The organism is Enterococcus mundtii, assembly GCF_013394305.1.
Taxonomy (GTDB): domain Bacteria; phylum Bacillota; class Bacilli; order Lactobacillales; family Enterococcaceae; genus Enterococcus_B; species Enterococcus_B pernyi.
In genome coordinates, this window is record NZ_AP019810.1 from 53,706 (window position 1) to 65,820 (window position 12,115).

The 12,115-nt window shown below is 40.8% G+C and carries 9 protein-coding genes; all 9 read right to left on the minus strand.

Going from position 1 to position 12,115, the window contains the following annotated elements; all coding sequences use genetic code 11:
- Position 1 precedes the first annotated feature (1 nt).
- Positions 2-1,300, minus strand: coding sequence for a carbohydrate ABC transporter permease (locus HZ311_RS00265; RefSeq protein ID WP_010735424.1), 1,299 nt, complete (start codon positions 1,298-1,300; stop codon positions 2-4).
- Between the two features lie 144 nt (positions 1,301-1,444).
- Positions 1,445-2,704 (minus strand): extracellular solute-binding protein, encoded by a 1,260-nt coding sequence (locus HZ311_RS00270; protein WP_023519691.1) that lies wholly within the window; start codon positions 2,702-2,704, stop codon positions 1,445-1,447.
- Positions 2,705-2,802: 98 nt separating this feature from the next.
- Complete coding sequence (locus HZ311_RS00275) at positions 2,803-4,569, minus strand: glycoside hydrolase family 13 protein (RefSeq protein ID WP_023519692.1); 1,767 nt, start codon at positions 4,567-4,569, stop codon at positions 2,803-2,805.
- A gap of 159 nt (positions 4,570-4,728) precedes the next feature.
- Entirely contained in the window at positions 4,729-5,841 is a 1,113-nt protein-coding gene (gene menC / locus HZ311_RS00280; RefSeq protein ID WP_041684420.1) for an o-succinylbenzoate synthase, read from the minus strand.
- Positions 5,832-6,668 carry a 2-succinyl-6-hydroxy-2,4-cyclohexadiene-1-carboxylate synthase gene (menH, locus tag HZ311_RS00285; RefSeq protein WP_023519694.1) on the minus strand — a complete coding sequence of 279 codons (837 nt, stop codon included), beginning with the start codon at positions 6,666-6,668 and terminating at the stop codon, positions 5,832-5,834. The genes menC and menH overlap by 10 nt, the downstream gene beginning before the upstream one ends.
- On the minus strand, positions 6,668-8,377 hold the full coding sequence (gene menD / locus HZ311_RS00290) for a 2-succinyl-5-enolpyruvyl-6-hydroxy-3-cyclohexene-1-carboxylic-acid synthase (protein ID WP_023519695.1): 1,710 nt from the start codon (positions 8,375-8,377) through the stop codon (positions 6,668-6,670). The genes menH and menD overlap by 1 nt, the downstream gene beginning before the upstream one ends.
- A complete protein-coding gene (locus tag HZ311_RS00295; RefSeq protein ID WP_232092498.1) occupies positions 8,374-9,732 on the minus strand; it encodes an isochorismate synthase in 1,359 nt (452 codons plus the stop codon). The genes menD and HZ311_RS00295 overlap by 4 nt, the downstream gene beginning before the upstream one ends.
- Positions 9,713-11,197 carry an o-succinylbenzoate--CoA ligase gene (gene menE / locus HZ311_RS00300; protein WP_023519697.1) on the minus strand — a complete coding sequence of 495 codons (1,485 nt, stop codon included), beginning with the start codon at positions 11,195-11,197 and terminating at the stop codon, positions 9,713-9,715. Before menE ends, HZ311_RS00295 begins: the two co-directional genes overlap by 20 nt.
- On the minus strand, positions 11,172-11,987 hold the full coding sequence (menB, locus tag HZ311_RS00305) for a 1,4-dihydroxy-2-naphthoyl-CoA synthase (RefSeq protein WP_010735416.1): 816 nt from the start codon (positions 11,985-11,987) through the stop codon (positions 11,172-11,174). Before menB ends, menE begins: the two co-directional genes overlap by 26 nt.
- Between the last annotated feature and the right edge of the window lie 128 nt (positions 11,988-12,115).

Below are 12,115 nucleotides of genomic sequence, written 5' to 3' on the forward strand. Positions count from 1 at the left end.
ACTAGTCCTCCATTTTGAACGCATTAGTTTTCTTGAATACCAACAGAGAAACGGCAATGACGATCATCGAAATGATCAGCGTGATCGCAGAAGCCATCGAATACTGTGGCGAGGTCCCCGTGGTCAATTTATAGATCCACGAAATCAAGATATCCGTTGATCCTGCACCACCACCGACACTTCCCGGTCCCCCATTATTGAAGAGGTAGATCATGGAGAAGTTATTGAAGTTCCCTGTATACTGTGTGATAAACGTTGGTGCTGCTACAAGAAAGATTGCTGGCAACGTGATACTTGAGAAGCGCTGCCAAGCATTCGCACCGTCGATTTTTGCTGCTTCGTAAAGATCTTCAGAAATCGATTGTAATATCCCTGTGACCATCACATAGATGTAAGGAAAACCTAACCAGCCTTGTATCAAGATGATTGCGACTTTTGTCCAGTTCGGATCAGTTTTCCAAGGAACGGAGGCAATATCTACAAAGGGGATATTATTCAAGAATGGAATAACTTGCGTGTTGATCGCTCCCACACTATCGTTAAAGATGTTTGAAAAACTCATGATCGTGATAAATGCTGGGACTGCCCATGGTAAAAGGAAAATAATTCCAAAAACACGTTTGAATTTGATAAATTTCTGGTGCGCGATCACTGCTGTAAATACGCCTAACGTGATTTGTAAAGTAGTTGCACAAAGCGTCCAGATGACGGTCCAAGAGAACACGGCAACAAATGTATTTCGATAAGAACTTAAAAAGAAAATACTGAAGAAGTTTTCTGCTCCCACCCAGTCGATCAAACTTGCTGGTGGGATGTGTTGGAAATCATAGTTTGTAAATGCTGTAAATAATGTCACTAGAACCGGAAAGATGATCGTGAAAATCATCAATAGATACGCTGGAAGCGTCAAGAGATAAGGAAAGCCTTCATCACCCACATTATGTATGACTTCCTTCATTGTTCGATTGATCTTTTTCCCTTCTTTTCTCATGACTGCGACACGTTTTGCATCTACTAGATTGATGAAATAAAAAAATAAAAACAAGGCTGTCACAATCAATTGCAAAGTTCCTTGGATCAACATAAATAATGAGTGATCTTCCATTGGGACACTCCCTAAGGTAACTAAACCTATTAAGGATTGAAAACCACCTAAAACCATTTGGATGATAAATCCGATAAATAGTGCTAAAAATACGACCCCTTTAAATACTTGACCATTTGCAAATTGACCCAGTCCTGGAATGATCGAACGTAACATCGTGCCTTTGACATTGACCGCTGTATCTTCTTGTTGCATGGTGTTGTTCCCCCCTCTTGATACTAAAAACAGGTGCTGTATGTTGAAGCGCCTTTTCTATAAAATCATCTCACGTTCATCAAAGGTAAAACATGGAGCTGAGAAGCAATTTCCTTCACAGCTCCAACCTTTTTGATGATCTAATTAATATTTTTGCTCAATTGCTTCGCTGATCGTCTTCACCGCGTCGTCAGCCGATTCTTTTGGTGTTTTTCTGCCTGAACCAGCATCAAACATCAAGTTTTCTGCGCCTGTCCAAACTTCTGCCATCTCTGGAATATTTGGCATTGCTTGTGCTGTTTCATATTGTTCAATAACTGCAGTCGTCAATTCATCATTTGTGCCTTTTGCTGTTTCACGAGCCGCTTGATTGGCTGGTACTTCGTTGACCATTTCAAAGAATTTTTCTTGATTTTCTGTATTGGTTACATAATCTAACCATTTTTGAGCCACTTCTTTATTCTTAGAGTAGTTACTTACGACCCAACCTTTTCCTCCACCAAATGGTTGATAAGATTCACCATTATTCAATGTTGGGATTTTTGATACGCCATAATTGATGTTGTTTTCTTGATAAGTTTGTGCTTGCCATGGGCCATCGATAATCGCTGCTGCCTTGTTCGACATGAACTGTTGGTTGACAAAGTCGCCAGCACTCTTGATATCTTGCATTCCTTTAGGCCAAACATTTTGGAACCAATCTGTAGCATAAGTGATTCCTTCTACTGCTCCTGCATTGTTTAACCCAATTTCAGATGGGTCTGTTCCATCTTCACCAAATACATAGCCCCCGTAACCAGAAATCAAGCCATATGAATAATAAAAATCAGTCCATTTTGCTAAAAATCCTGTATTCGTTCCTTCTTCAGATTCAAAATTGAAACGTTCATCTTTTGCTAACGCTTCCAAATCTTTGAAAGTTGTCGGTGCAGTGTCAACTAGATCTTTGTTATAGTATAAAACTAGTGTCTCGATAACTGCCGGTGCCCCATAGATTTTATCCTCATACGTTACTTGAGCTTTATCCGTATCATTGTAATCTGCTTCGTTCCCCAATTTCACTTCTGCCAAATGCCCTTGTTGTCCTAATGCTCCGATCCGGTCATAAGCTGCCATCATGACATCTGGTGCTTTTCCTGCGGGACCGTCCAACGCAAGTGATTCCAATTGTTCGAACATGTCTTTTTCGACTAACTTGATTTTAACGTCATTGTCTTCTTCAAATTTTGTTTTGATCTCATTGACATAATCTTTGTAACCAGAATCGACAGAAATCGTTAATGTTTTTCCATCTTCTTCATTTGCTGCAGTTGATGAACCACCATTACCACAGGCAGCAAGTCCCCCGATAAACCCTAAAGATAATGCGCCTAACCCGAATTTTTTTAGCAACTGTTTACTCATTTTTTTTCCTCCGATTCTATTCTATTCCTCTTACAATTTGATTATATGTTTACAAAAGCTCGATTTGCAAACGCTTTCTCTATGTTACCGATAACAACTTAACAAAGGATCAAAAATCCATTCGTTTGGACTTCAGCTTTGCCGTCTTTTAAGATGTCACAATTTTGGCTGAACAAAACATCATTTTCTAAATCTACCAAATACGATTCTGTTCCTTGATTGAAATAAGCATGAATGGTTTGCTGATCGAGATGACGAGTCAAGTGAATTTGTTCGTTTTTGTCGTCGACCAATCGCCAAGTCAGATCCCCTTCAATCAACACTTGTTGCACTTGTTTACGCACACAGATCAATTCTTTGACGAACCCCTTCAATTCAAGATCTTGCTGGTCCTTTTCCCAGACCATACATTTTCGACAGTCAGGATCATCATGACCTGTCATGCCGATTTCTGTTCCGTAGTAGATACAAGGCGCCCCTTTTTGTAAGAACATGAAAGCTAACACTGATTTCATCAGTTCCTTGTCCTCTTTACACAAAGTCAAGATTCTGGCTGTATCATGAGAATCCAATAAATTGAATGTCCCTTCATTGACTTGATCACGATAAAGCATTTGCTGATGATTCATGCCACTGACCATTTGAGTGGGTGTGATTTTTTTATGGACGAAATAGTCTTTGATCGAATCCATAAAGGCGTAGTTCATCACCGCATGGAATTCATCGCCCTGTAACCAAGCTTGAGAAGAATGCCAGATTTCGCCTAAAATATAAATATCAGGTTTGATCGTAGTGACCGCTTCTCTGAATTTCTTCCAAAAATGATGATCCACTTCATTTGCTACATCTAACCGCCACCCATCGATATCAAATTCCTTGACCCAATACGTGGCAATATCTAATAAATAATCTTGTACTTCTTGATTTGCTGTATTGAGCTTAGGCATAAATGGCGTAAAAGCAAACGTATCATATGCCAGATTTTCGGCTGTTTCAGGAACATCTGTCATTTGATAGGCATCCACTGGAAATGAATGGATGTGGAACCAGTCTTTGTAGCGGGATTTCTCGCCATTTTCGATCACATCTTGCCATTGTGGTGCATGACTCCCCATATGATTGAACACGGCATCCAGCATGATTCGGATTCCTTTATCATGCGCTTTTGTGATTAACTCTTTCAATAACTCTTTATCACCAAATTGTGGATCGACCGCATAGTAATCGATCGTGTCATATTTGTGATTCGAGGTTGCTTCAAAAACAGGACAGAAATAAATCCCTGTGATCCCTAAATCAGCTAGGTAATCGAGATGATCGATCACCCCTTGAAGATCTCCGCCAAAGAAATCTTCTCGATCCGGGTCTTTACTTCCCCAAGACAACGTACCTTTAGGATCATTTGTTGGATCACCATTCGCAAAGCGTTCAGGAAATATTTGATACCAAATCGTTTGTTTTGCCCATTCAGGTACTTTGAAGCGATCGATTTGTTGAAAATATGGCATACGGAAATAATAGTTTGCATTCGCCAATGTTTCTTCTTGATAAGGGAATATTCCTTGGTCTCCGTAAAAACAATCCATCCCATCAATTCCCACGATGTGAAAACCGTATTGCAATCGTCTAGTATCACTCGTCAACTCGATTTCCCAGTAATCATGAAGAAGTGTACTTAATCCTTTTTTCATTGGTTGTTCTTTTAAATACCAATTTTCTGAGAAAATCGTATATGGATCTCCGCTGATCACAGAAACTTGTTTGACATCATCTTTACTTGTACGTAAGCGAATCCGCATCGTTGTATCACTGTATAAATAAGCAAATTCACTTTCAGGTCGATGATAAATTGCTGCAGTATTCATTTCAGTCCTCCCTTGTCTTTCAGTTAACAAAAACAACTATAAAAGATAACCAACTTAAAGACAACGCTTACATTGTTGTTATCGGTAACAAGATTTTTAGCAAAAAAAAAGATGAATGGCACACTGTTTACAAAACATGCGTGATTCATCTTCTTGACGCTATTTATTTACATAGGTTTTCTGATCATATGCATACTTTAACAACTGCTCTTCTTGCCATGTGACACCAATCCCTGATTGACCAGGAATCCTCAAATGTCCATTTGTGATTCGTGCTTTGGGTTCGACAATATCATCATAGAAATAGCGATCAAAAGCAGACAAGTCTCCTGGAAAAGTAAAGCAATCTTGACTTGCAAAATGCAGATTCATCGCTCGACCGACTCCGGATTCAAACATCCCACCTAACCAAACGAGCAAGTCATTTTCCTGACAAAAATCGACGATTCTTAAAGCCTCAGTGATTCCTCCGACTCTGGGAATCTTTAAATTGATTGCTCGACAACTTCCCAGTGCATGAGCTGTTTTTACGTCTTCCAGTGTTCGAATATTCTCATCAAGACAAACTGCTGTTTTGATTTCCTTTTGAAGTATGGCATGGTCAACATAGTCACGAGGGTGAAAAGGTTGTTCGATCATCGCAAGCTTCAAGGCATCCATTTTCTTGAATAACGGCAGATCGCTGATCGTATAAGCAGAATTCGCATCAGCCATCAATTGGATCTCTGGATATTGTTCACGCAACACTTGCAGTGGCACTAAGTCATTGCCAGGAGTGATTTTCAACTTGATTCGTTGGTATCCTTGATCAACATAAGTTTTTGCAGTCGCAAGTAAATCTATCGGGTTGTCATGGACACCAATACTGACACCTACGGGAATCGCTGATCGTTCGGCGGAAAACAACTTTTGTAATGGGCTCCCTATTCGACGAGCATAAAGATCCCAAACCGCTGTTTCGACCGCTGATTTTGCCATAAAATTCCCTTGCGTATATTTGAAAGCTGACCAAATTTCTTCTGGATGTGAGAAGTCAAGTTCGAATAAACAAGGAATCAGCTCTTTTTGTAATACCGATCGACTCATATCAATCGTTTCTTCGATGTAATCTGCACGTTCAAAAGCGACTAACTCGCCGATCCCCTGATTCCCTAACTCATCTTCCACGATCAACAAATCAAAAGCCTTTGTATCCAATCGACCATAACTCGTTCTGAAAGGTGTCACTAAGGGGAATCGCAAACAGTACTGTTGGATGTTGACTATTTTGATGGCGTCCACTCCCTTTCCATTTCACTGATCCAAGTAGTGACAGTTGTCTCAAATAGCCTAGGTTGCTCGATGTGACAACAGTGCCCGCATTCCGTAAGGATCTGGCAACGAAAAATCTCTTTAATGTTTGTTATTTGTTTACCGATCTTTTGGAACTTCTCATCCTTTTGACCAACAAGATACAATAGTGGGCATTCGATACTCGCTAAATCTGGCCAATAATTTTTTTGCGCGCCAGTTCCCATATAGTAAAGACTTAATGCTAAACCTAGCTTATTTTGAGCAAGGCGCTCGTTTCTTACTCTGCTTTTTTGTTCCAAGGATAACGCCTGTTGTGAAGCGAATAGTGGCAACTTCTCCCAATCATCAACAAAATCACTCAAAGGCTCTCTCAATAAACGTAAAGCAAGTTTTCGATCAGCTTTTTTACGATGGTTTCGTTGCTGTTCATCTGCAATTCCTGCAGTTCCACCTTCTAAAATGAGGCCTTTGATCCCTTGTGGCCGTTCGAGCGCCCAAGCAAGTGCTACTCGAGCCCCCATCGAGTAGCCTAATACATAAAAAGAAGGAATTTTTAATAATGAGACTAAACTCGCCAAATCAGCTACCAATGACGTAAGTTGGTAACGGTAAGGATGAAGGTAAACCGCTGTTTTTCCATGACCGATCAAATCAATGGCTAAGTAATTAAACTGAGGATTCTCAAACATAAACGTTTGTGTACTACCGGTAAAGCCATGCAAACAAATAACCGTTGGCTGTTTTGGATCAGTTTGGTGTAACCAACGGTAATGGTAAGCCACCCCACGTACAGTCTTAACTGGCATCAGTCTATTTCCTCCTGATAACGACGCTTCATCTGCTCCCATAATTGGACAGGTTCTTGTTGTTGCCCTCTGATTTCAATCATTGTCCAATCCCCTTGATTCCGGCTTTTTTCAATCGCTTGCTCAAACTCTTTACTTGAAGGTGGTTGTATATAATGACCATTATATAAATCTGCTACTTTCTCTAATTCTAAATCAAGTGGTGTACCAAACAATGGTTCAAAATCAGTCTCTGAAAGTTGATTTTGAGGAAGAAAAGAAAAAATTCCACCACCATTGTTGTTCAATACGACTAAAGTAACAGGTAAGTGATAACGTCGAATTAGCTCCAACGCGTTCATGTCATGAAACAGCGCAAGATCGCCGATCAAGACAAACATCCGCTTGTTCCTTACCAAAGCGATTCCTGCCGCTGTAGAAATCAACCCGTCGATCCCGTTGATCCCTCGATTCCCATAGATCGGAAATGACTCTGTAGTAGGCGAAGCAAAACGATCAACAAAGCGGATCGCGTTACTATTTGCCAAAAATAAAGCTTCCTCTGATTTTATCGCTTGCAATAACTGGCAACTAGCATTGCTTTCGCTCCATTCATCGATAGACAATTCTTTAGTGATAACTTCTCTCGCTTTTTGATAAGCTCTTTTCCATTGCACCAACCATTCGTCAGGGGGTGGCGTAGGTATTGCATCCAAAGTTTCCGATACTAGTTTACAGAAATCAAGTACACCGATTTGGATAAAACTTGTTCCTAAATGTAATGGATCACGCCATTCTTCCTCATCGATCAAGACATAGTCAGAAATAGTTTCGTGATGTTTTTTTAAATAAAGCATCACATTTTTAGCTACAGGAAGATTACCAAATTGCCAAATGACTTCAGGAGTTTCAGGAACCGGTCCAGAAAAAATCAAATCTGCGTGCGGAAGATAGACATCGCTCATTTGTTGACAAGCACCTAGATTTGCCAATGGATCGCCAATGATTGGCCATTGTAAAGCTGTTGCTAAAGTAAGTAACGCTTTTGCCTCATCAGGTGTCAATTCTTTACCGACGATCATCAACCCTTTTTTTGATAGCCAAGGAACAAGCTCCGGTACTTGCTTCGACACAATTTGAGTAACCAGTTTTTTTGGATGAAAAGATCCATCAAGAGAAAAAGTTAAATCAGGCAATAATGGCTCTCTAAAAGGCAAATTGATCTGAATAGGGCCAGCAGGCACGCGTGTTGCTTCATAGGCACCATTGGCACCATGCCAGTAGCTATACCGTATCATTTCCGAACTGGCTTCAGGAAGTGCTAATTCAATAAACTTTTTGATATGCGAACCAAATAACTTTTGTTGGTCCATCGTTTGTGACGAACCAACGCCACGTGCTTCTGGTGGACGATCTGCTGTTAGCAATAGTAAAGGAATGTTTGTTGCTTTTGCTTCACAAACCGCTGGAAAGAAGTTCGCTGCGGCAGTACCAGACGTACAAAGAACCCCGACTGGTTGTTTCAATGCTTTTGCCATACCTAATGCAAAGAATGCCGCCGATCGCTCATCAACATTGACTGTTGTATTGATCTCTGGGTCTCTATGAAGTAACAAGGCAAGTGGGGTCGATCGTGAACCAGGACTGATCACGACATTTTTAAGCCCGCCTTCTTTCATTCCTTTGATGAATGCCAATAAATAAGCGGTCATCTCTTGTTGTCTCGTCATCCTTTCACTCCTCTAAGCATTGGTTGGAATTTCAGCAATGTTTCTTGGCGTTCTGCCTCAGGATCAGAATCCGCAACAATGCCACAACCTGCATATAATATTCCTTCGGTTTCAGTCAAGATGCCTGAGCGAATGCCTACAGCAAACTCACCGACATCCTCGATCGGGTCCACCCACCCGATTGGTGCCCCGTATAACCCTCTACCGAAAGGTTCATGATCTTTGATCCATTGCAACGCTAATCTTTGAGGTTCACCACCTAAAGCCGGTGAAGGATGGATCAGTTCAACCGCATCGATCAATGAGACTCCCTGTTTACGTTCTCCAGAGAAAGTCATCGCTAAATGTTGAATATCACGGTTTTTCAATAACTGACGGGAAGAAACAGCGACATCCCCTGCGACAATATTTGCTAATTGATCCTCTAATCGTTGCGCAACAATTCCGTGTTCTTGTGTATTTTTAGAGTCTTTTAAAAGTTCTTTGCCGATTTCATCGTCTTCCTGCATAGTAGATCCTCTAGGTGCCGAACCTGCTATCCCAGCAGTCATAAAATGACTTTTCGTTCCTTGAATCAATCGTTCTGGAGTTGCACCAATGAAAGCAAGTTGATTCGATGCTAAAAGAAATAAATAAGTCTGTGGTTGTTGTTCAGCTAAACGATGAAGAATTTGAGTGATCGACTGGAAAGATCCGTGTATTGCCAATTGTCTTGCTAAGACGACCTTTTTAAGCGAAGTAGCTTTGTGTATGATTTCCTTGCGCGCATCATCTACATTGTGTAGAAAAGTTGGAACTGCCAGCTCTTCGGACGACACAAGAACATTTACTGATTGTTCTTGTTCTTTGCCTTCTAACAATTCACTCACAAGACTATCTAAATACGAAAAATCTTTTAAAAGACTCCTGGCTGTTGCAGCTTCTTTTCTGATTGTCAAAACAACTTGAGTCTTTGAACCTATTCGCTTGAAAAGAATACTTGGTAGAATGAAATAGCCAGATTCAACCTCACTCCAAATCTTTTCTTTTAAGTTGTTTGGATCAAAGGGAAAGCCTCCAAAAAGCAAAGGTCCCCCCTTCTGGCTTGATACGTTTAAAAAACTTTTAGAAAACTCAAGAGAAAATCCTTTGATAGCACTAGGCATATCATCCTGTTGTCCATCAAATAAATTTTCTCCTATTCCTAATAGCTCACAATCCTCATCAGGAGGACACCAATAAAAGCGATCTCCTTTAGATGGGACAAGAGGCAAGAGTTTTTTTACCGTTTGTTCACCAAGCTCGTAGCTATAAGTAAAATAAAGATGATTTTTTAAAAGCTGATCATCGATTGAGCTATCTAATTTGATATTCAATGTAATTCACTCTTTCTTCTGTCATTAAAAGACGTTTGATTGGTTTTCCAGTCGCCGTTTTAGGAATTTCCGAGACACAGTAGATTTTAGTTGGATGCTTGTAACGTGCTAATGGCGCTAGTAGATCAGTGATTTCTCTATCAGTAAGTGGTTCATCTAATCGCACATAAGCAACAGGTGTTTGCCCCCATGTTTTATCCCAAGCCCCTACGACAGCGACCTCCGCAATTTTATTGCAAGTTAAAAGTACTCGCTCGATTTCAACTGGGAAAATATTCTCTCCCCCCGAAATGATGCGTTCACTCATGCGACTGACAATATAAAGATAATCCTCTTCATCAAGGTACCCCCAATCGCCAGTGTGAAACCAACCATCCTCTGTCCAAGAATCCGGATTGACGCAATTCAAATAGTGGTCGATGATCGATGGTCCTTTGACTAAAATCTCTCCCATTTGATCTGACTTCTTATCTTTTTGAATACGGATCGATACCTCAGACAAAGCTTTACCAGAAGAACCGGTTTTTGCTTCGAATGACTCCGGAGAAAGGGCGACGATCTGTGAACAGGTTTCTGTCATGCCATAAGAAAGCATCACAGGCACCTGTTTTTCCATACATGCTTGCATGACTCGTCCTTCTCCCGGCCCTCCCCCTAATAATACTTTTTTGAATGAGGGAGCATAACCACTTTCTGGGATCAATGGTTCAAGGTCTTTCAACATTTTGCTGACCAAAGAAATATAGTTGCCACTTCCATTTGCTAAAAGTTGATGGACTTGTTGAGGAGAGAATCCCTGCAACAGAATCACTTGGATGCCTAAAGCAAGTGAGCGTAATAAAATAGACAAGCCACTAATGTGATAGAGTGGCACACAGCAGATCCAGCTATCTGAACGATCTACTTCTAAACTTAGCGCAGTCGCTTGGCTACTCGCATAGTGATTGGCAAATGTTTGCGGTACGCCTTTCGGTTTACCTGTCGTTCCAGACGTATACATGATTGACGCAATTGCCTTTTCTCCGTACCCTTCATCAAACCAATCCTTCGGCTGTAGGACGTGTAATTCCGAAGGATCGGGAAATGAAAACCAAGTGATGCGCTCGTTGACTGCTAATTTATTGGCAGAAATAAGAGTGGATGTCCCAGCATCTGCCATCTGTTCACTGATCTCATTCGTCGTCAAGCGTGTATTGACAAACTGGATTTCTTTTCCTAACTCCCATAATGCCAAGATCGATAAATAGGCATCTAAATCATTTTCACAATACAAGGCAACTCGTTCACTCGCTTTGGGTAATATTCGATGATAATACTCTGCAAAACTTTGAACGTGTGAAGTCAGCTCGCGAAAAGACAAATGATGATCGTTCCACTGACAGGCTGGTGCATCTGGATGAAGCATTGCTTGTTTTTGCAACCAGCTATTAGGTTGAGGTTTAAGGGAACTTAGGAAATTGGTCAAAATCAGGTTCTCTTTTTTCTTTAAATGCGTCGCGTCCTTCTTGTGCTTCATCCATGGTGTAATATAAAAGCGTCGCATCCCCTGCCAATTGTTGGATACCTGCTAAGCCATCTGTATCTGCGTTCATTGCCGCTTTGATCATTCGTAGAGCTAGTGGGCTTTTCTTCAACATCTCTTCTGCCCACTCGATCGTCACATCCTCTACTTGTTCGAGCGGTACGACCGTATTGATCCAATTCATTGCCAACGCTTCTTCAGCACTATACTGCTTCGTCATGAACCAAACTTCTTTCGCTTTTTTATGCCCTACGACACGAGCCAAGTAACCCGAACCATAGCCACCATCGAAGCTCCCAACGTTAGGCCCTGTTTGACCGAATTTCGCATTTTCGGCTGCGATTGTGATATCACACACAAGTTGTAAGACATTTCCACCACCGATCGACCAACCTTTTACCATCGCAATCACTGGCTTAGGAATGACTCGGATCAATCGTTGCAAATCTAGTACATTCAGACGCGGAATTTGGTCTTCACCAACATACCCACCATTTCCTCGAACTTTCTGATCGCCACCTGAACAAAATGCTTTGTCACCAGCCCCTGTCAAAATGATAACACCGATATCTTGACGATCACGACTGATTGTAAAAGCTTCGATCATCTCAAAGACTGTTTTTGGTGTAAAAGCATTATGGACCTCCGGACGATTGATTGTTATCTTAGCAATCTTCCCATATTGTTCAAATAAGATTTCGTCGTATTCCTTGATCGTTTTCCATTCTCTCATTTCTATCTCCTCCTAAAATTCATTAAATTTATTATACACAAGTTTTAAGCATTTAATGATAATTTCTTTATAAATTACTGTACAAAGAATATTGAATGAGTTAAGCGCAAGAAAAGCTTTATAATCTA

Coding starts and splice junctions, on each gene's coding strand:
- HZ311_RS00265 (WP_010735424.1), bottom strand. CDS start 1,300: ATGCAACAAGAAGATACAGCGGTCAATGTCAAAGGCACGATGTTACGT.
- menH (WP_023519694.1), bottom strand. CDS start 6,668: ATGCCAGTTAAGACTGTACGTGGGGTGGCTTACCATTACCGTTGGTTA.
- menB (WP_010735416.1), bottom strand. CDS start 11,987: ATGAGAGAATGGAAAACGATCAAGGAATACGACGAAATCTTATTTGAA.
- HZ311_RS00270 (WP_023519691.1), bottom strand. CDS start 2,704: ATGAGTAAACAGTTGCTAAAAAAATTCGGGTTAGGCGCATTATCTTTA.
- HZ311_RS00275 (WP_023519692.1), bottom strand. CDS start 4,569: ATGAATACTGCAGCAATTTATCATCGACCTGAAAGTGAATTTGCTTAT.
- menD (WP_023519695.1), bottom strand. CDS start 8,377: ATGACGAGACAACAAGAGATGACCGCTTATTTATTGGCATTCATCAAA.